The following is a 22,279-nucleotide window of genomic DNA, read 5'->3' as shown; positions in this document are numbered from 1 at the left end:
GATTCTGCTTCCTTACACCATTGCTGGTGCTTTTACTTCTACCGGTGGCAGTGCTTGCAGACCCGCCGTGTTCAGGAAGTTCCACGGTTTGTTGTAGTGTGGCTGGAAGAAGAAGTCGATGAAGGCCAGCTCATCTACGGTCATATTGTTTTGGATGCAGACCGAGATCGTATTAATCGATTGGGTCAGATCAACCTGGGACATCACCTGTGCTCCAACGATCCGACGAGTAGCCTGCTCATATACCACTTTGAGCAACAGTTTCTCCGCCGTTGGCATGAACTCCGGACGATAGCTGTCTTCCAGTACTACCGACTCCACAATCAGACCTTCGTCAGCAGCAGACGTTTCCGTCATCCCCGTACCAGCAATATTTTGCTCATATATTTTGATACCCGATGTTCCTTGTGTACCCATATACGGTGTCGTAGGACGAACCAGGTTACGGGCTACAAGTGTACCCATCCGCACGGCGTTGGTTGCCAGTGGAATGTAAGATGCTTTGCCTGTCGGGTTGTAATGAATGGCGCAGCTGTCACCCGCAGCGAAGACGTCTTTTTGACTCGTTTGCATATATTTATCCACGATGATTGCGCCGTTTGGCAGCATATCCACTTGGCCTTTGAGCAGCTCGGTATTTGGACGGAAACCAATGCAGAGAATAACCAGATCGGTTTCGAACTCTCCTTTGGACGTAATCACCTTGGTCACTTTGCCATTCTCTCCAGTAAACTTCTGTACCGTTTGACCGAGAGCCAGCTTGATGCCGCGGCCAGTCAGCGTATCTTCAATCGCATCTGTGAACTCAGGGTCCAGGTATTTGTTCAAAATCCGGTCCACACTGTCGATCAGGGTAACTTCCTTGCCGTTCATCTGGAAAGCTTCCACCAATTCAACGCCGATATATCCGGCACCTACAACCGTAACACGTTTGGCATCTTTGGCTTTTTCAATAATCGTGTTGGAATGATTGTAGTTTTTGCAAAGTAAAATGTTGTCCATCTCAATGCCTTCCAGCTTCGGAACGACAGGCCATGAACCAGTGGTCACGATCAGTTTGTCAAACGTATCTTCAAATTCTTCCCCGGTTTGCAGGTTTTTAGCCTGAAGGGTATGACCTTTGGCATCGACTGCTGTAACTTCATGAAGCATCTTGGTCTCAACACCAAGCTCTGCCAACTGATTAGGCGAAGAATAGAACAAGCCGTCAGGATCTTTCACAACCCCACCTACGTAGAGCGCAATGCCACAAGATAGGAAGGAGATGTTGTCATTGCGCTCATACACGGTGATGGTAGCATCCGGGTACAATTTGGCGGTATTTACGATGGCTGCGGTCCCTGCGTGTGTACATCCGATAACTGCGATTTTCATTAAAAGTTCCTCCTCGAAATATATAAATGAGTTTGAATATAACGTTATTATGGTTGTGAAATATTTCACTTCTTATCCGAAACTGTGTATGTGATTTATTTCACTTTATACACTTATTATAATGTGATCTTTTTCACATTGCAATAGGTTAAACAAAAAAAAATTGTCGAAGGAGGTCACTCGCTGTATTTTATGCCTTTCTTCCCTTCATTGTATTGATTTCATTGTCCCCGAATTTAGGTCTATTTATGCTATGCGAATGGCTTCCGCAACTCCTTGTCGTTCAATGTTTGTCGTACTCTGCGTGGTTCCTGTCTCGCTTGACGTCCCCCTGATGAGAGCTGCAGGAAATATCCCCTATGCTGCTCTGCTGCTCCTGCCCATTCTCCACACCCGATATGATTAAAACGGATGTTCTCCCTCAACAAGCCACGTATATAAAATAATCAAAGAAGCCTGTCCTTGCACATGCAAGGACAGGCTTCTCAAACAATCATGGTTTAACCGAGCAACTTCTCAATATCTGCGATCATTGTCTCCGGAGATTCTTTCGGTTCAACACGACCGACCACTTCACCTTCACGGTTAACAAGGAACTTGGTAAAGTTCCATTGGATGTCGCTCGTTTCACCTGCGCCAGGTTGTTGCTCCTTGAGGTATTGGAACAGGGGATGTGTATCCTCACCATTCACATCTACCTTGGCAAACACCGGGAAATTCACACCATAGTTAATTTGGCAAAATGACTCGGCTTCCTCGCTTGTACCTGGCTCCTGCCCTCCAAACTGGTTACAAGGGAAACCCAGTACAACGAGACCCTGATCGCGATAACGATCATAAAGTTTTTGCAATTCACCGTATTGCGGAGTAAGTCCACACTTGCTAGCTGTATTGGCAATGACCAATACCTTACCTTGATACAGATCCAGTGAGACTTCCTGGTTCGCGGTGGTTACCGCTTGATATGAATATACGGACATGACTGATTCCTCCCATGACAAGTGTTGGTTTGGGCTGCTCCGAGCACGTTAATATAACCAATGAACATACAGCCTGTCTTATTATTATAAACCTGATCCGATGTGATTACCAAATTCCGGGTCTGCACGTTCCCCTTCGCTCCCATGCGTTGCAAATTCCCCATGAACGCAAAAGAGCCGCCTGCGATAGCGCATAGCGGCTTCATTCTATAATGTAAGGACCACATATGGCCCATTTGTTAACTTCCTAACGCTTGAACGCGCTGTTCTGTCCGTCCTCCAGCATGAACCATTGCACTGTTCATAACCATCTGCTCCGGTTGTTTCGGTTGCTGGCGTTCGCCTGCAAGTGCGTAGGGCAAGCAGAGTGGTACACCGGAACGCGGATCAATCACGATATCTGCTTCAATGTTGAATACTTCACGAAGCACATCCGAGTTCATGACTTCCACAGGTGAACCCTGAGCAATGGCTTTACCTTTTTTGATACCAATCATGTGATGTGCATAACGGGAAGCATGATTCAAGTCATGTACAACCATAACAATGGTACGGTTAGCTGTGGCATTCAGCTGCTCAAGCAGTTGCAGTACTTCAAGCTGGTGAGCCATATCTAGGAACGTTGTTGGCTCGTCCAGGAACAGGATATCCGTCTCTTGAGCAAGTGCCATGGCAATCCAGGCACGCTGGCGCTGTCCACCGGACAGTTGATCAATCGGACGATCGTGGAATTCTGTCATACCTGTCACTTCAATCGCCCATTCAATCATGCGTTTGTCTTCCGCCCGCATGGAGCCAAATCCTTTTTGATAAGGAAATCGACCATACGATACCAGTTCAGTAACGGTAAGTCCTTCAGGAGCGGTTGGATTCTGTGGCAAAATCGCAAGTTGCTTGGCAACTTCACGCGTGGATTGTTTATGGATGGACTTCCCGTCGAGTAATACATTACCTGCTTTTGGTGACATAATACGTGCCATCGTTTTCAGGATGGTTGACTTCCCTGATCCATTGGCTCCAACAAGTGCTGTAATTTTTCCTTGGGGAATCTGAATATTCAGATCCTCTACAATTAGTCTTTCCTCATAAGCGATATCCAGCTTGGTCGTCTCCAGACGAAACATGCGATCATCCCTCTCTCATTTATCCCGATTATGTAATCCGGCTATGACAACGAAAACGAAATTATAATTCTGTGTATTTCCGACGCAAATATCTTCTACACTAAAGATACTGATAATCATTATCATTTGTCAACATGAAAATGCAAATCTTCTGCTTGTTCCAAGCTTAATTTGGACCTTTTTAAGCAAATTGGAGTGGTTCTTTACGTTTACATATGAGAGCTTTTCTCATTCATCACGCGCATTTCATCACTTCTGCTTATCTCCCAGGCACTTGAATCATTGATTTTGTGTCCGAATTGTGAATGTATCAATTTTTTGTCGTGCGATTGCTACATCTGGGGTGTGGATCAAAAAAAGATGACCTTGAAATCTAAAGTTCAAGGTCATCCCACATACACGTTTAATAAGATATGAAGTCAGCATATTTCAATATTTGATCAAAAGGTACTCAATGAATCTATGCAACAGGGCCAAATAAAATAACTTACAGCTTCGGCTGCGGCATCAATTGGATGACGGTCATCCCGCCCAGCGTACTCTGCACACTGGCAATACTCTCAGCATCAAGATCTGCTGGAAGATCAATCTGCAATCCATACGGATAGAGACGATCTGCATCTCCAATAGACATCTGTGCAGGATTGGTCGCATTCTCTTCATTGGATACGGATGTGTCAGGTGATGTCGAACCTGTAGTAACTTGATCTACATCGGTGCCTTGATCCGTGCCTCCACTCGCAGCATTAGACGATGCATTCGTCCTTGTATCCGTTGTTGTATCATTAGCAGGATCTGAAGTGTTATCACCCGATGTTGATGGGTCCGCCTGCTGATCGCCATCCTCCGCCTGCTCGTTGTTCCCCGCGGTTCCCGCTGACGACCCATCCGTGCTTCCTTCGGAAGTACTTCCTGAACTACCATCAGAAGGCTCTTGGTTATCCGGCTCTTCATTCCGATTAAAGCTCTCCCACCTGCCTGTGGTATCCAGCTCCTGGGTACTGCCATCTTTCATTGTCAATTGGAGTTTGCCTTGCTCAAACTCAGTGCTTCCCGTATCGTTTCTGAAACGGATCACCAGTTGAGCAGGTGATTGGGTACCCTCCTGTTCACTGGGAGGAATTATATAAGCAATCTGCTCCGCGAGTTGTACCTCGGGTTCAGACGGTATGGCAGGCTCCTGGGTAGATGGAGGAGATGCCGCTGGCGGCTCTACAGAATCTTTCATCCATGCATATGTACCGCCAGCAATACCCAGAACCAGGATCAAGAGGAGCAATCCAAACAGATTCTTCCTTTTGCCTGTTAGCATCCTCATCAATGTGGATGACAATTCTGTCTTGGCACGGTCATAGACCGGCTTCATTGCCTTGTTCGCTCTCGCATAATACGGTTTGAAAGCCGACTTCGACTTGAAAGCTTCACGGTCATGGGCCTTGAAATAGGCCACAAGGGCATCCGCATATCCTTTATGCGTATTGGAACCCCGAACAAACATACGTTGATCTCCTGACCATTCGAAAAATGGATACAGCCCTTCAACCCGACTTGCATTGGTACGGACGAACTCAATCAGGCCAGGATAATCCAGTCGGTTGCTACCGCTTCCGCCCCGATAAAAAGCCATCGGCAACGCTTCATAGGCCGCGATCCCCGGATGAGCCTGGAGCTCCACAGCAAGCCAGCGACGTGTCCAGCGTTGAAGATCATTGCGTTCCGGAAGGGAAAGTGCCTCCAATGCCTCATCTTCATTTCCCTCGCCACTAAGCCACGCTCTCGCAGCCAGCATCATGTTCGTTCGAGCAGATACATCAGCGCCCTGACGTGCTGCCCAATCCCGAACCTCATTGCCATGTTGCAATATATCAATGCTGAGTAGCTGCTCACGGTTAACCCGTTCCAGATCCAGATCCTGAATCATAAACAGGTTAATGACATAAGCAAGCTTGTCTGCCAGGCGGGTTAACTCCTCCTGATATGCCGGATCTTGACTGACAGACAGAGGTGCTCCTTTTCGATTAGGGCGGGCTGTAGATTCAGACTGACCAATCCGTGCCGTAATACCTTTATCATACATACTTTCAGCTGGTACTTGATCCAGTATGCTAACGCGCTGGAGTGCTTCATTCGCGGATTGCACCGGACTCGGTGCAGAACATAACCGTTCACGCAGCTCACTGGTTGTCCGCTCCAGCAAGTAGCTGTAATGAATCGCAGACGGATGAGCTGTAACCCATCTTCGGATCACTTCCACGACATTCCCTGCCGATTCGGTACGTTTCAGCTGATTGTCCAGATAAGGATCGAACAATAACTTGGTGAGCGATTCATTGGCCAGCACTTTATCAAAGAAAGCCCGATTCAGCTGGGTATCCCGATCCAACACAGCATACAATTCCTGCACTGCACGCATACGCTTCTGGGCTCGGGCATTATTGACACCGTATATGAAATAGTCCACTATCCAGGATTGCACCACAGGCGCGGCAACACGGAAGTATTCTCCAATGCGAGCAGCAACCGCTTCTTCGGGTACGTTCTCACGCTTCACGCTGTCCAGTTCCCGGCTGAGCAAGGTCAGGAACAGCTCGTTCAGACGGGAACGCTGCCGTGTTCCACCTTCCGGCTTCAGATAGGTCAACAAACCACTCAGAACATGACTTTTGTTATCCAAGTACAGATCTTCCCTGCCTTGTTCAAGACCATAGAACACCGCGAGTTCGCCATAGGCTTCGATGGAAAGCTCCCGTCCAGGTTCCATGCCAGACAACATCTCGTCTGCAAATGTATAGAACGCATCCGCAGCACCCGGTTCCTGCAATAAGGCCCAGGCGAATTCCGCATAAGGTAACTTCGCCACAGATGCATCCGCATGCGTCACTCTGCCGGATACCATATCAAAGGTGAAGTCCTTCTCCGTATTTCGGTCTTTCGGACGTAACGTCCCCCGCTCTACAAATTGGATATGGATGCCCTTCTTGGCCTGCGGCTCCTTGGCAAACGTCATGAATCCCAACTGCCGCCGGAATGCGTATGGTAACGCTGTGTACAGCAAACGCAGCAATCCTTTGGCCCCTGCGGTGACTTCTTCTGCGGGAAGGTCCAGTGCAATGTATACTTTTCTGCGTGTCGCTACAGACTGCATTACCGCGTAAAGCAGTCGCTTGAACAGCACTTCGTTCATCTTCAAGGCGTTCAGCATCTGGTTTGGCGATGAATATGCACTCAGACTGGCACCAGGCTGAGCCCGTCCTTCTTGTCCAGCAGCTGCATCTCTTGCCGCGCCCTGTCCACTTCCAAGTGATGTAGGCAATTCAGCAAGCGTAGGCAGTACTGTACCTTGTTCGATGTCATAGGACGTGGCGAACATGACATCCAGCCAGCCGCCTTGCTTCATCTGCTCTTCCGAGCGCTCGGGAGACAAGACGTAGTTATGAGCAAAAAAGGCACTGCGCAGCCCCGTGAAATCCGCAGACTGGTACACATTTTGCCCAAGGATCGTCTCTCCACTCTCCAGATGAAGCAGGTGAATGGAAGCCGGAAACTTTGTCTCGTCCTTCTCGCTACGGCCTGTTAGCTCCGCCGGAGCGTCATAGACACAGTAGGGGTGAAGCACTTTTTTAATAAAAGAGGGGTCCAGTCCCGGCGATGCCGCAACCGTATCAAACCCCTCTGTTGTGCGAAACACCCCGCGCCGCTCTCGGGTATACAACTGTTGTTCAATGGGCGGGGTTACGGAAGAACGCATCATCCCACTCTCCCCTCAATGTACTTCAGCTTGTACAACAGCCACAGGAAGGGTTCATCCACACGGATCGGGCTAACCACACCCTGCAATTTCATATCCACCGGATTGCTGCCCAGCGCAGATACGGCGAAATAGGCTGTATCCTTGAAGTACACATCCATCGTGCCCTTGAACGGACGATCCACCTTCTCGATAAAACGGCGGATCTCTCCGTCAATATTCTCGAACTCAGTTAAGTCGAAATAATCGCGGTGCACCATGTTACGGAAGACGTTACTGTTAGATTTAATATAATCCCCCTCTTCATCCTTGAGGGAATGCAGCATGTCGCTTTTCGTGAGTACCACGGCTGTTGGAATATTCGTCTTGGCTTTGTCCTGATACGCGATAAAATCTCCAAACATCGTGAGCACCACGTCGCGCGGCTCATCGTATCGCGGTGTCCACTCGCCCGGCTCGTTGCCGAGGTTAATACGGATTTTGTCCCGAATCGAACGAATCTGAAGCGGGTCCACCATGAACAGGATACCTGCCGAGTTCTTGATGTGCTGCCCGTGAAGTCCGAGATAATCCTGCTCCACCATACCTTCACCCGCAACGTCAAAGAACACCAGGGTCAGCGGTGCTTTATCTTCGTCCTTGAACACAAACTGGAAGATAAACGGCTCCTGCAGCTTTTCCTTCTGTGTGGAATCCAGCAGATCGCCCCGTTCGAACAACGGTTCTTCATAATCCGCACGGAACCGGCGGCTGATCTCCGCATTCAGAGGCATGCAAGCCGCGTCAAAATGGTCCGCTGTATAATGCTGCAATGTATGAATTAATGAAGTCATGTAGACGGATTTCCCCACTTGGGATGCACCGATAATGGAAATGATATTGCTGGGCGCTTTACCTGCCGTAACAGGTAGCTCGTTATGACATTGCGGGCACAAACGGCGACGTGTAACGACACCGTACCGATCGTTCAGACCCATCACGATATTATCGGAATAAATCCGATGTTCCTCCGGTACATCATGCGGAGCCAATACGGCCTCCATATCAAATACCGTGTCGAGTCCGAATCGTTCGCGATACCGATTCAACTTTGCATCTTCCCCGAGTGCGTAGTCCTCATCATCATCGCGATGATGGGCGGCGCGGAACACCACCTCTTCCGGTGAAAACTTGCTGAAACAATAAGGACAGACAATATCGTAAAACAGCGGGCGTTCCTCCGGCTGTTGTCTCTTCAAAAACCGACTAAAAAAGCTCATAGCCACTCCCCTCCCCTAATCAGTCAGACTAAGATGATTTACAATCGCACTACGATGACAGATTAATCTTCCAATCGCTAGTCCAACGATCTAGTCTGATATAAGCCGATAGGCGGCTCCATACTTCGGTCCGTCCGTAAAGAATAATCGCACATAATCATCCTTGGCGACTTCAACGGGCGGCATCTCATTTCTTCCGGGAGCAAAATCACTCACAAAAGGATACACCGTACCATCTTCCTTATTCAGCGGCACCCCGCCCTGCTTGCGAACATAACAGAGGGCTTCCTTCGGAACAGGCACCTCCGCTGTGACGGTGATCAATACACTTTTTCGCTTCTGAAAAAAACCGCTCTTGTAGCGAATGGAGAAGCGGATGTCCGCCTTCCCAGCGCTTGCAATCACCATATTGTCTTCATCTCGTTGACGGATCAGCACAGGCCCGTCTTCCTGCATCTGACACACATACACCGTGTACTTGATGGCACCAAAACCCGTGATCCGATCCGTGTAACCGTTGCTCGCCTTATATTCCTCTCTTGTGTACAGCTTCAGCTTGCCCTGTGCAGACTCTTCCCCGGTACGATCATCGCTCATCATATCCAGCTCCAGCCGTTCCACATACACAGCTTCAACCCGTTCCGGCCAGAGCCAGCGAAGTGTACAACGCCCTTCGTCCACCGCAAGTGTCAGTTTTCGAATCAAGGGTGTCGAAGGGTCAGCATCCGTAAATCGCATTTCCATTGACCTCCCGACGTTAGAATCCTTTGCTGCGTGAATCTCTTGCTCTCTGACCGAATCCTTCAGCTGAAGAAGTTCCGCCCCCAGCTTCACGGCGTCCCCTGCTCTTCCGCGGCGTGTTCTCCTTGATCGGAACAATCCAGGAGAAGAGGGTCAATACGCCAGATAAGATGAGCATCGCACCAAGTCGTACGAAAGTATCCCCCACGTTTGAACCGTCGAGGCCCCATTCCAGCAGAAGCCCTGCCAGTAGACCCGACACCGCACCACCAATACCAAAGCTGAGCGCGAGATGACGGTTATCGAATACGAGTCCAAGGGATACACCCAATGCTACTCCAATCAGTAACACTGCTGCTACACGGAAAATCGCCAGATAAACGCTATGTTCCATCATACCCGTGCGCTCCGTCACCAGCGTCCGTTCATCAATCGTATCGTAGATCTGCTGGAATGCCAGATTCAGACCGCCGGAATCCGGTACATCATAGTACATGCCACCCGTTTGCTGGGCAATATTACGCAGCAGATCCGTACCCGATGGGTCCACCAGGCTTAGGCCGACTGTATTAATAGAAATCTGTTCATTGGTATACTGGGACAAAATATCGGCCGTATCCGCTTCACTGAAGCCATCGGATAACAAGATGACAACCGTACCGCGTTTCGGGTCCTGTTTGCCCTGAATCTGTTCCATGCCTTCCCGCAGCACGGCATCAAAATTGGTGCCGCCTGAAGTCGTGACAATGCCATCAATTTTGCCATAAACCTCGTTCTTGGCCGCCTCACTATCCAGCGCAATAAACGGCTGTAACAACTGTGGCTGGTCATCAAACGTAATCACAGCCACCTGTTTGTCACTCTCCATTTGACTGATCAGTGTCTTGGCTGCTTCAAAGCGTCCGTTATCCGGATCTGTCTCGCTCATGCTGCCCGAGTTATCGATCATCAGTACGATGTCCTTCACTTGCTTCACACCGCCCGGATTGATCTGGTACAGCAATTGCAGCGCGAGTCCAACAACAAACAACAGAGCGAGTGTTGCCGGAACAAGCAATTTCCACGACAGTCCCAGATATCGGAGCTTCCATGAAGCACCATTCAGCTTGGGTGAGATCATCTCTGCGATCAAACAGAACAATCCAACGCTCAGCGCCAGTACGCCAAAGTACAAGCCCATCAGCAACAGACGTGGCATCTCTCCAAGCCATTGACGCAGCATGATTTCTCCTGCCGCAAAGCCCACTGCTCCGCCAATCAGGCTGAACAGGACCAGGAGAAGATTGATTTTTCGCTGCATGTCCACATGCATCCTTTCCATACCAGCCTTAAGCAGGCTGAGTTAATACAAGATTGTAGAAGGGTGTCATGACACAGCCAGACGCCTTAACGAATGGGTGACAACTTTTCCACCAGACCTGCGGGGTGAAGTTCATAGCCATTCTCCGTGTACGAGTCATAATATACCTTGCCGTTCCGATACACCATGAGATCCTCCAGATGGAAACCTCCCATCAGATTCAGCTTCTCCACACCACTGCTGCGTTCTTCGTACACCACACCCAGCTTGTAGATGCGTGACGTCTCTTCGGCATGTGCCGCGTAGTCCATAAAAGCACTATGATGGTCACCAAAGAAATACTTCTCTTCATACCGATGTTCCTGCGTATAATCGAATACCCGTACCCGAACAACCGCCTGATCCTCCAGCGTGTGGTACAACCTGCGGAACAGATCATCCCGGGTTAATACGTCTTTATCTCCGTAAGCAATCGTAACGTTGGCCCGCTGCAACAGCTCTTCTTCAAATGGTAACCGCAACGGCTCGGCTGTAAGCAGCAACGAGTGGCATACCTCCATCAGACGTTTGAGCAGACGGTCATCGCCTTCTGCCGCAAGCCGGTTCATATCTCCCATGTAACGATCCTCGAACCATACATCCCGTCCGCGCTTGGCTTCCAGGTCGATGATTAGCTCTTCCGTCACTTTGCCGTAGTACTCCATTACGTTCTGACCGATGTATTCATCCGCAGCGGCGATACTTTGGGCAGCTGTCTCTCGCAGTGTGCGTTCCAGCGCTTCAAGTGCCGCTGTGACGTGGCGACTGAATTGGTGAAGCTCTTCCATCTCCGTATCGTAGATGCGCAGCAGATGTAATTCATTTTCCAGTCGCAGCAATTCTACCTTCGGTACGTACACTCGTTCCAGCATACAGTCAATCAGATTGCGTACATTCTGTTTATCACGGAACAACGCTCGTTTGAACGACTGATCTTCCACCCGCTCTTGCTGACGTTGCTCTAACAGTGCACGTGCCGATTCAAGCTGCATCGATTTATCCCGAATCAGTCCGAGCAGCGCTTCACGAACACTGCCAGGCTCATTATCACTCCAGGCTGCCCATTGGAAGTACCCAACCTCTGGATGCTCCGCGCGGGATTGTTCGGCCTGACGGCGAAGAGAGCCGCCAGAACTGCGCTCGCGCACACGCTCTTCAACAAGTCGGACGACGTTATCACGGAAGTACGCTTCAGCGCCTTGTCCGAACAGCGCTCTCTCCGCTTCACGAAGCGAGAGCGGCTTCAGATCGGAGAAACTGACGTTATGCGTCATGATGCCACTCATGCCACTAACCAGATCTTCCCCCGGCAACAGACCTTCAACTTTGCGTTCCACCGAGGCCGCGTCCAGTCCGAAGAAAGCAAGCTTGTCCTTGATGCTCCAATCCGGCTCCTGCCGCATGCGTGCGAGCAGGTACCGATACATGTGATATAAAACCGCCAGTGCTATCGGCTTGTTTGGCCGCCTGATCTCGGCAAAACCCGCACTTGCATAACCATGCTGATCAGAGGTGGTGCGAATATTGTTTTTGAAGGATGTATTGTTGTACGTGTTCGCTCCCGTGCTCGAAACGGTACCCGCGTGATCCGCATCCTGCTTCCTGTTCTTCAACAGGCAGATCCGGCAGATGATCTCGGCATTTTCAATCCAGCCACCGGGAACGCCGGTTCCACGCTCATTTTTGTCAGACAACAGATATACGAGATCATACAACGGTGACGCGTGATGTGTAACCGGAATGGAGATCCCATCCTCCGTCACCAGCAGATTACCGCTGAACGTGTAGTCCAAAGACTGCATATAATCCAGTTCACGCAGAAAAGCAAGACCTGCTGCGCTGGCATACCCGAAGGAATCCACCTGTTCCATCTCGCTGACCAATACATGCAGATCTGTCTGCACCGACTTGAAGGCTTGGGACAAAATGATCTCCGTCAGCTTGGTGAGCTCTGGCAACAATACATTCAATGGATCATCGGCTCTGGTTACCACCGTAACGTAAATCCGATCAAATGACGAGTACAGCCGTCCATATTCGGCAATGCGGTTACTGACCCGCCGAAGCGTACGATTCAGGTCATAGAGCGCCTGGTCCGATTCGTGGAAACTGCGATGTACATCTTTACGCCGCGTTTTAGACGGCCGCTCCGTCTGCCCAGCGGACAGAGGCAAACGGTGACGAGTCACCTGGCCATCATCGGACGAGCCACCATTCCTCGTTTCACCCGAACCCGTTTCCTGATCGTCTGTCCCGATCTGAATGTAGACCACACCGTCTCCGTTATCCCATTTCAGCCGATTGATCTTCTGCACAGCAGACACGGCAGGTGCAACCAGATCACCCACGAAAAGGAACAAAGCCGGGTAATGGATACTGCTGCGTCCATCCCCCAGGCTGCCTTGACGCTCCTGCTCCATTGCATACTGCGCTGCATACTTCTCCAGATCACGCTTCAGGGTATTGTTCGAATTGAACTCCATCCCGGTCACCATCTTACTTCAGCCTTCTGCGAATGTCGTTCAGCTTGGACGACATCGTTCTGTAGAACTGATAGATGTCTTCTCCGTTAGCCAGTTCTACCCGCTCGTATTCGAGACGATCACGTGATTCCATGAACAGCGCAGCCAGATCATCCAGCTTTGTCAGCAATGGAGTGATATCTTCTGAAGCCGTCAGATCATTATCGCGGCGGGAGGCTTTGCGCAGCAATGTACTGCGATCCTTCTCCGCCAGACCGCGGAAGTTGCCAAACACTTCATACTCGGCAAAGTTACGGCTCTTCATCAGGTTCGCGAATGGTTCCCATGCGTCTTCTTCCGGGTCACGGTCATAGACGTAGAGCGCACCTTTTTTGACGATGGTGTCAGTATAGAGTGCTTCGATGAAGCGATCGTACCACTGCTCTTCGTCCTGGTACTGGGCAAGAATGCCTTCGAGTTCGGCAACTTTGGCCGAGATGGCATTCATCTTCGCCAGTTCCTCACGAACGCGTGCGATCAGCTGCGGAGAGCGAACCAGGTTTTCTTTGGCCATATCTTCATTAATACTGCCGAAAATATCCTTAACTCCTACACGCGGCAACCCTTCGGATTGCAGACGTTTCAGCTCCATCACGGCCCGCTTCACTTCGCCGAGGTTCGGCGTGGTGGACGTCAGACGCATGTCGTAGGCTCCCAGTTTGGCAGACAGATCAAACACTTCTGTTGTCACAATCGCATATCGGTTGCTTGTATTCTCATCAATGGATTTGGCTGTCACGATGTTGTATCCGAGCGCCTGCTCGAATTCGTTACGCACACGGGCATTATACTGTTTCACACGGGCGTTCTCGTACACATCTCCCCATGATTTCTCTGGAATCGGAGATGGCAGATAGGTCCAGTTGTTTTTCTCCGTTTGTACCAAATGACGACCAATGCCTTCTTTGTCCAAAATGGTACGTTCATAACTTTCCTCATATACTTTGAGCGGTGTATACACAAAGAGTGGTACCCCGTTGCGGGTATTCAGCCAGAAGATCCGGTTACGCACTTCACTTTCCTTCACGGTAAAATGAGATTTGCCTACCGCATTGTTCTGATAATTGCGAATCCCTTTCAGAATACCTGGCGCCTGTGCCGGTACGGATACAAATCCCCATGAAGGGAAATGCAGACTGCCTGTACTGTTGCTCAGATTGAACACCGGAACGGCCTCATCATCCAGCTTGCCGGCAATGAAACGTTCCACGAATTTCTCAACCGACTCATCCTGACCGTATTTGATCACCAGGAAATCTTCCATGGAACGGGTAATCAGATCACCGAATTTCTCACTCAGGAAGTCGGAGATGGAGCTGACGATATCAATCTCGTTCTCTTTCACCCACTGGCTGGAGTTTTCCAGCAATTCACGGGAGAAGTCGCGGATCAGATCATCTGTATCACGCTTATCCAACAGCCCGTCCACCACACTGACGATATCCGGTACACTTACGACGTTCCAGTAGTATGTCTTGTTGCCTTTGTGATCAGATTGTTCCTCGCCGCGTGTCAGCAGATCGCCGTTCTTCGCGAATATCGAGCTAAGGGCGTTCAGCGTCTCGGTAAATACGTTATAAATGCGGCTGTTTTCCTGGTTCAGCAACTCATACAGATCTTCATAGAACTCGATCATCTGATCGTTGCGTTCCACGTCGGCGTGCAGCCAGTACTCATGAATTTTTGCTTCAATATAAGCATTCTTTTTCTTCTCTTTGGAGACAAAAGCACTCTTCGCATCGCCCAGCTTCTCTTCAGACTGCTCCTGAGCCGCTTCAATATCACGCGGAATGCGGAAGGCATTCTCACGCAGGGTTTCGATATACGACTGAATCATCTTCAGTACACAGAACCCTTTTTCCGTATAAATGAGACGAGATACATAGAACGGACCTTGTTCAGGATGCAAAAACATACGCCGGATCTGTTCGGTAAACTGACCAGCAATCTCACCCGGCAGTTGTTTCTTCGCCTTGATATATTCTTCACGGGCACGTGCCAGGAAGTTCTGCTCCAGTTCGGTGTCCATATTCACAACCTGGGATTTCACCACATTGCCATAGGATAGGCGCTCGCTGTTCTGATATCCAGGCAGCGGTTCTGGCACGCGCGCTTCGAAGGACTTGACCACACTTTCGAGATCAATGCCGAGCTTGCGGGCAAACTTCTCGGTATCCTCCTGGTTCGGTGCTTTGGAGAACATGGTATTCATTTTGTCGAACATGCGATACGCCAGATACGTGGTCATCTCTTCAATCGGCAGTACAGCCGAAGAGGCACCAATGATGTTGTAATCATAGTTGGCCGGGTACACCTTGTTCATCTGTGCAATGTTCGTGCGAATGTTGCTGATATAGTCATGGATCGCGAACTCCTCACCTGACTGCTTCTCCTCACTTGCCATGAAGTTGGTAATGTTCTCGGCCGTGACGTTCATGCAGTAATCGTAGGCGTTCTCCAGCAGCTTGCCTTCGGTATTCGTCGCAGAGATCAGATGACACAGGTTAAATGGAGGCAGTGGTGAGTTGACGGTTAAAATATTGCCGTACTTCTGTGTAAACCGCTCACCACGGCTATCCACGTTCATCCAATAATCCAGCTCTTTGAGTGCCGCATATCCGTTCTTGCGAATGTATTCGCGTGTGTGTTCGCTCAAGCTTTTGTTGGACAGGTTCACGTCTGGCGTGAACAGGTAGCCCAGCGTATTCACGCGGTCAATCCCTGCAGAGCCGTGATCCCGTTCGATGATGCCGCGCACGATATAGGAAATATCGAGGAAACATCCGCTGCCTGTACCGCCAGACAGACCTGTCAGCAGGAACACCATCAGTTTTTTGTTGGTGCCTACGGACAAGGTTTTGATCTTTTTGTCGATGGCCTGAACAACCTGATTAATCTTGGTGAACAAGAGTAGGCGTCCAGCCTGACGCACACCTGCAGCGCCATTCATGCCGTCCGTGATGCTCAGTTCGGGAGACAGCCAGTCTGTAATATACGGTTCCAGCACGCTACGGTTCTGTAGCAGTCCGCCAATCTCGGCATTGGACAGCAAGACGAATTCATTGATCGGATCAAGTCCTATTCCTTTATACTTTTTGGCGCGATCCTGTTCGTTTGTCTCAAAAGCCAAAAATTCCACATTGTCCGGCTTGTCCATTTTTTTCTTGGATACCGGGTCCTGCGGCAGCTTGAAACGACGGTTGATCTGATATTTCAGTCGCAGCAGTGCATCAATTCCCGTTCCTCCCAGACCAATAATCAGAATGGGGTTATCAATGGTATCAACTCTGATCTTCTCACTGACAATGCCTCCGCCAAGTGATACATCCAGTTGCTGAATATGTTCTCTAACAATCGGTTTCATTCCATGTCCTCCTTCGATTAACAAAGTTGTAACTACAGCTTCATTACACTTGCCACTCCGATGACAGAGTAACCTTCAGATCGCTGTTATCCTCAGATTTTTTTGGTTCCCTTTTCTAAAGGGAAAAATCTGAGGATAAGCGTATGCTTCCGATGCAGCTTTCTTTCAGAAAGCTTTTAGGCGAACGCTTCGCTTCTTCAGGTTTTCTCTACCCTCTGCGTTCTCGTGTAAATGGGCTAGTTCAAATTAGATAGCTTATATTCACTTAGCTCTAATCCCTCACACCAGGTACTCGATCAAAATCGTTTTGTCCGCCTGTTGCAGCGGGATGCTCAGTCGGTCACCGTTCTTCAGTTCAACGCCTGAGCTTGCATCGACTGCACGACCGGATTTCTCCAACGTACCGCCTGCGGTGTTACGAATGATAATTCGATCGCCATTGCTGGGCGTAAATACATATTTTTCGGTTTCCTTCAGCTCAGGGTCCAGTTGCAACAATTGATGCAGATGGAATCGGCCCCGGAAGGATACCAGCTTTTTATATTGTGGATATGACTTGTCGCCCGTGTTCTCATCACGAATCTCAACGATCATCTGACCGACAAAGCCCCGGTTTTTGCGTTTCAGCCAACCCATCAGGAACCAGATACCAACACCAACCACAATCAGGGCTACAATACCCAGAATGACAGGTAACCAAGGGAACGGCTTGTCCTGTTCACCGCCTGGCGTGGTCGGTTGAGCACCGCTTCCGGTTGCTCCGCCTGCGTTAATCGTGATTGGCGCACTTTCACGGTAGAAGCTGTCTTCTTCCGCACGGATGACCAATTCATAGTTATGATTGTCCGGTACTTCAAACGTTCCGGCAAAACCAGATCCTGTGTTTTCCAGCGGTTGTTCTTCACTTTTGCCAGTATCGACATCTTTCACAACCAGCGTGGCCTTCATATCTGCATACAGATCATTATCCTGAAGTGGCTGACCGCCATTCTCCAGTTTGGCAGCAAGATCAACCTTGTCCCCTTTGGTATAGGACTTGGTCTTAATCGGGTCCACAACGAGCTGAAGATCATAGTTGAACAACAGGTTGATATCGATGCTGTCTTTCGGAGCCCCTTTTACCCGAAGTTTCCAGTCTCCCTCTTGGGGTTTCAACAGCTTCACGAGCGAATAACTCTTCGATGTCGAGAGCTTGGCTGCATCCGAGTTCAGGTCCACGGCTTGTCCGGAAGGGTCCATCAATTGCACTTCCACCGGCTTCGAGGACATAATCGAGATGTTTGCTTCCAGCACACTGTCATTTGGCACGTTCACGGTAACTTCCTGATAACTGCCGTTTCCTGTCACAGAGGGCAGCTTCACCACATTGAGTTTGGCATGATCGGCGAAGATCTCACTCAGAATCTGTGGCAGATCATCCGGCGTATCGGTAATGAATGACTTGCCTCCGGTCTGCTTCGCGAGGTCTGCGAGTGCATCCTTGTTCAACTTGCCATCCGCGTTCAGTCCTATTGTATACACCGGGATACCTTGATCCTGTGCTTCCTTCACGGATTTCGCCAGATCAGCGTCGGATTGTGCCTGTGTACGGCCTTTGGTTTTGTTAAAGTCATTGTTGCCATCCGCCAGCAGCACGATCATTGGCGAGTGAGATGGGTCTGCACCATGATTCAGTATGTTCATGGCTTCGGCGACACCAACTGAGACATCGGTGTATGGCCCCCGGCCGAGCTGATCAATAAAGTCCTTCAGGCTGCTCTTGTCCGCATCGGACTGAATCGTAAGCATTGCCTTTTCCCGCTCCACCTGATCGGTATAAGCGACAATCCCTACCTTGTCCCCTTGGACGGGCAGCATATCAATAAACATTTTCATGGCTTCATTACTGATCTTGTCACGGTCACTTGTATTCATTGAATTACTTACATCGGCTACAAGTACCGCATCGATTCCGCTCGTCTGTGCCTGAGCCGCTGCAGCGTGTGGCAGCAACGCCTGAGGTAGCAGCAGCGTTAGAATGGCCAGCAGAACCATCGTTCCGCTCAGCCAGCGTATTTTGCGTGTCCGCAGCATTGGGTGTACTCCTTCACGTTTGAGATTAAAATGGGAATAGTTTATTATAGGCGTCAAGCCTTAAGGAAATCTTAACAGTCTACTAATAAATTCTGAAAAGCACCCCTATCTTGAGTTACAGTTTTGTAATGACTGACAAAAATCGACGATTTCATGCCTTGAACTGGCACAAAAGTACCAACTATGGAAATATGATATAGTTATTGCCAGCAAACTGCAATATAACAGCGCTTGTTCACCAAGCCATAGAAGGGAACGGATTATGGTTACATACGGATGCCTCGCCATATTGTTTCTTTTTGTCATCATAAAGGTAATTTCACTCCAGCTTCATCGGCGGAAGCCAGTTTCCCGCGAAGACACGGATCGTACCCTCTACACTATTCTGAATGGTGAGCGTGATTGAGCATGAGTACTAAACTAGTCGTATCCATAAGACCATTTCATCGAACGACCTATGCCTATGAAAAGTTGCAAGTCTGCACACGTTGCGGACAGTATACCTGCCTATGGGAAGATGAGTGCACAGCCTGTGGCAAGGGTACCCTGATTTCCGTTCAGGCGAAAGCGACTTCCCGTGTGAAACGTCGAATTGCACGCGACCTGTTCATTACCCTATTGTTCGGTGCAGCGGCCACCTATTTTGGTGAAACCATAGATCAGACCATGGCGGCAGCCAGCGTTTCCCTGTTGCTTCTGGCATTGTTGATCTTCATGCAGAAACGTTCGTTCAAGGTAGAGCAGCAGCGTGAGTTGAAGCGCACGTTGCAACAGGATGAGGAACTCATCCGTCAGGGCATCAACCGCAACTGGGCCCTGGTCGCCGAAGCCCGCAAGCAGGATGAAGCACTGGCCTATGAGATGCTTCGCGAGATCGGCTCACTCGTCTACAATGACCGGATTCGACTGCAACAGGTTGCGCTGTTACAATCCTTTGTCCTGCGCAGTGATATGGACTTGCAGCTCAAGCCCTTGCTGCTACGCAGCTTCGAGCGGCTGCTGGCTGAATATATCGGTGAGATTGCACGGCTTAAGCCGGAATTGATCCGGGAAGACGCGATTCGTTATATCGCAATCTATGAAGTGAACATTTTACAGCTCCACAATGGAATTCAGATTCTTACAGCCGTAGCTGCTGCTGCCGTGCGCAAGAGTAAATATATTGAGTTATTCCCTAGTCTTATTACCCGCTACGCTCGCTTTATGCCCAAAGATCGATTCATGAGACTTTATCACACGATTGAACGCTATCCGAGCAAAGCACGCGGAGGACTGGCGGAGTCGGTGGGCCGAGTGTATAACGAGAAATATCGGGATCAGTACGCAGATATTCACATGTAGGGATGACATACTGGAACTGAAAAAACGTAGTTTAGTGCAAACTCACTCCGTGTATATAGACGATTGCAATTTCATCCATCCCTGCATGCCCATCAACACCACGAATCAAAGGTTATGCTTCTAATGATATAAGAATTCAGCCAAAAACACCCCATCCTTAGGTCTAGGATGAGGTGTTTTGAATTTTATGGAAGTTTGCCGAGTGTTGTCCGCAGTACACGGTCAAAAGAATAACTAGATGGCCAATATCTAAATGGCATCTTCCATGGATCAAGCAGGCGTGCCAACAGGCACTCACAGATGACAAAAAGAATAAGCGGAAAGAATCATCTGTCCTGTTGAAAAAGGGCCGCGACGTGGTTCCGCCCGCGACCCTTGATCTGAGGGTTCGGCACGCCTGTACCCGAACCCTCTCATATATGCCATGCCAAACGCTGTGGCATGGCATAGTGCCTGCGCAGGTGCGGCTATATCGCCGCTTGCGCCAAGGCTTTACCGTCCGCGACGAGAATCGCGACGGTCGCCCTTCGCCGGTCCGCGTCCTGCGGATTCCGGACGGCGAGAGCCTTCGCTGCTGCGCCCGGAGGTGCGCTTGTCAGCACTACGGCCAGCCCAGCTGCTGCGCTCATCGCCACTGCGACCTGCACTGCGTCCGCCTTGGCTCGCACCGCGGCTACTGCTGCGGCCACCTTGGCTTACTGCGCCTCGACTGCTGTCGCTGCTACGCGCAGAGCCACGGCCTGCACTGCGCTCGTCCCCACTGCGGCCACCGCTACGACCACCACTGCGTCCACCTTCGCCACCGCGGGAACCACGCCCCCCACGTCCGCCATCTCTGCGATCGTTACGGCCTGCACCGCGACGTGCGCTGCCTGTTCCGGAAGAGCGTCCGCCTCGTTCGTCATCCCCCTGACTGTTGATGGAACGTCTAGCTGCTCCTGTTGATGCAATTGGACCTTCGCTCGTCCACTGAATACGGGACAGCTTCTGGTCGATCCCTTGTTCAATACGTGCAAGTTCAGGTCTGTCGTGCTCTGTTGCAAACGTTACAGCAAGACCTGTACCGCCTGCACGGCCCGTACGACCAATCCGGTGGATATAACTTTCCGCATCATGCGGCATATCGTAGTTAAAGACATGCGTTACACCTTCAACATCAAGTCCACGTGCAGCTACGTCTGTAGCAACCAGCACTTGCAGTTTGGCATCGCGGAACGCTTTCATGACGTTCTCACGCTTGGATTGGGACAGATCTCCATGAAGTTCATCACTTGCATAACCTGCTTCACGCAGATCTTGGTTCAGCTTGGATGCACGACGCTTGGTCCGGCAGAAAATTATCGCCAAGTATGGGCGATACGTATCAATCATGCCGCGAAGTGCTTCAAGCTTGCCGCGATCCGTACATTCCAGCACCTGCTGGCGAATTTGTTTGATCGGGATTACCGATTGCGAGGATACTTTTACATCTTCCGGATCTTTCATATAGGTCTTCGCAAGGTGGCGAATACCCTTCGGCATCGTTGCGGAGAACAGCATCGTTTGGCGTTTGTGTGGCAGCTCGCTAAGAATCGTCTCCACATCGTCCAGGAAGCCCATGTGCAGCATTTGGTCGGCTTCATCCAGCACCAGTTTTTTGACATTATTCAGCTTCAACGTGCCCCGGCGCAGGTGATCCAGGAGACGACCCGGTGTACCGATAACGATCTGGGTGCCGTTCTGCAATTTACGCAGTTGCTTGTCCACATCCTGCCCGCCGTATACGGCAAGCACGTGCAGTTTATCATCGTTTGCCGTGAGCTTCTTCGCTTCTTCCGTAATTTGCAGCGCAAGCTCACGCGTAGGCGCGATAATCAACGCTTGCGGCGAACGGTCAGATACATTAATTTTCTGAATAATCGGCAGCAAAAAAGCCAGCGTTTTCCCTGTGCCTGTCTGTGCCTCGGCGATAATATCGCGTCCACCCAGCAGTACCGGAATCGAACGCTCCTGTACCGGAGTCGGCACGGCGATGCCCTGATGTTTCAGGATCTCGCACCATTCCGGGCGAATGCCCAGTTGTTCAAAGTTTGCCAATCGTTACACCTCTGTATATTCATTTAGATAAGTCCATTTCATAATGACTTCAGTATTAGTATCTGCCATTAAGACTAGTTTTCCTTAGTTCAATCATGATTATGAAATGAATTTTTTAAAAAGCAATCCACTCGTTGCTCTTCTTCTCCATACCCTGTAGTTTACACGTTAGTCAAGCAAAACAAAAGGGGATACAGCGTTACACCCCCAAGTTGTAGCACAAAACCCCAAGATCAGCTTAACTTGTATCGACCAAGTGAGTTTGAGTCGGGTAGTAAGAGACTCTAAGTCTGCCTTCAGGTTGCTGATCTGTGGATATAACCGACCTAGCATGCCTC

At 49.9% G+C, this 22,279-nt stretch carries 12 protein-coding genes; 1 reads left to right on the top strand and 11 read right to left on the bottom strand.

Annotated elements, in window-relative coordinates:
• Nucleotides 1-12 precede the first annotated feature (12 nt).
• The 10 genes from ACX9NY_RS26095 to ACX9NY_RS26050 all read right to left on the bottom strand — a co-directional run bounded on the left by ACX9NY_RS26095 (nt 13) and on the right by ACX9NY_RS26050 (nt 18,524).
• Nucleotides 13-1,374 carry an FAD-dependent oxidoreductase gene (locus tag ACX9NY_RS26095; RefSeq protein WP_339257747.1) on the bottom strand — a complete coding sequence of 454 codons (1,362 nt, stop codon included), beginning with the start codon at nt 1,372-1,374 and terminating at the stop codon, nt 13-15.
• A 500-nt stretch (nt 1,375-1,874) separates the two neighbouring features.
• Nucleotides 1,875-2,354: a glutathione peroxidase gene (locus ACX9NY_RS26090; RefSeq protein WP_339305213.1), complete on the bottom strand. Its 480-nt coding sequence runs from the start codon at nt 2,352-2,354 to the stop codon at nt 1,875-1,877.
• 239 nt (nt 2,355-2,593) lie between these two features.
• A complete protein-coding gene (locus ACX9NY_RS26085; protein WP_339238337.1) occupies nt 2,594-3,478 on the bottom strand; it encodes an ABC transporter ATP-binding protein in 885 nt (294 codons plus the stop codon).
• A 487-nt stretch (nt 3,479-3,965) separates the two neighbouring features.
• A complete protein-coding gene (locus tag ACX9NY_RS26080) occupies nt 3,966-7,229 on the bottom strand; it encodes a GAP1-N2 domain-containing protein (protein ID WP_472475933.1) in 3,264 nt (1,087 codons plus the stop codon).
• Nucleotides 7,226-8,485, bottom strand: coding sequence for a TRAFAC clade GTPase domain-containing protein (locus ACX9NY_RS26075; RefSeq protein WP_339238341.1), 1,260 nt, complete (start codon nt 8,483-8,485; stop codon nt 7,226-7,228). The genes ACX9NY_RS26080 and ACX9NY_RS26075 overlap by 4 nt, the downstream gene beginning before the upstream one ends.
• Before the next feature lie 90 nt (nt 8,486-8,575).
• On the bottom strand, nt 8,576-9,223 hold the full coding sequence (locus ACX9NY_RS26070; RefSeq protein ID WP_339238343.1) for a beta-mannanase: 648 nt from the start codon (nt 9,221-9,223) through the stop codon (nt 8,576-8,578).
• A gap of 19 nt (nt 9,224-9,242) precedes the next feature.
• Nucleotides 9,243-10,526 carry a vWA domain-containing protein gene (locus ACX9NY_RS26065; protein ID WP_339238345.1) on the bottom strand — a complete coding sequence of 428 codons (1,284 nt, stop codon included), beginning with the start codon at nt 10,524-10,526 and terminating at the stop codon, nt 9,243-9,245.
• Between the two features lie 86 nt (nt 10,527-10,612).
• Complete coding sequence (locus ACX9NY_RS26060; RefSeq protein ID WP_472475930.1) at nt 10,613-13,060, bottom strand: transcription initiation factor TFIID; 2,448 nt, start codon at nt 13,058-13,060, stop codon at nt 10,613-10,615.
• A gap of 1 nt (nt 13,061) precedes the next feature.
• Nucleotides 13,062-16,451, bottom strand: a complete 3,390-nt coding sequence (locus ACX9NY_RS26055; RefSeq protein WP_472475928.1) for a tubulin-like doman-containing protein — start codon at nt 16,449-16,451, stop codon at nt 13,062-13,064.
• 279 nt (nt 16,452-16,730) lie between these two features.
• On the bottom strand, nt 16,731-18,524 hold the full coding sequence (locus ACX9NY_RS26050; RefSeq protein WP_339238351.1) for a vWA domain-containing protein: 1,794 nt from the start codon (nt 18,522-18,524) through the stop codon (nt 16,731-16,733).
• A gap of 408 nt (nt 18,525-18,932) precedes the next feature.
• Between ACX9NY_RS26050 and ACX9NY_RS26045 the strand changes: the two genes are divergently transcribed.
• Nucleotides 18,933-19,865: a hypothetical protein gene (locus ACX9NY_RS26045; protein ID WP_472475926.1), complete on the top strand. Its 933-nt coding sequence runs from the start codon at nt 18,933-18,935 to the stop codon at nt 19,863-19,865.
• Nucleotides 19,866-20,357: 492 nt separating this feature from the next.
• Here the strand turns inward: ACX9NY_RS26045 and ACX9NY_RS26040 are convergent, their stop codons facing one another.
• Entirely contained in the window at nt 20,358-21,941 is a 1,584-nt protein-coding gene (locus tag ACX9NY_RS26040; protein WP_472475924.1) for a DEAD/DEAH box helicase, read from the bottom strand.
• Between the last annotated feature and the right edge of the window lie 338 nt (nt 21,942-22,279).

It is taken from the genome of Paenibacillus sp. CB74 (genome assembly GCF_055687625.1).
This window is presented reverse-complemented; position numbering and strand designations above follow the sequence as displayed.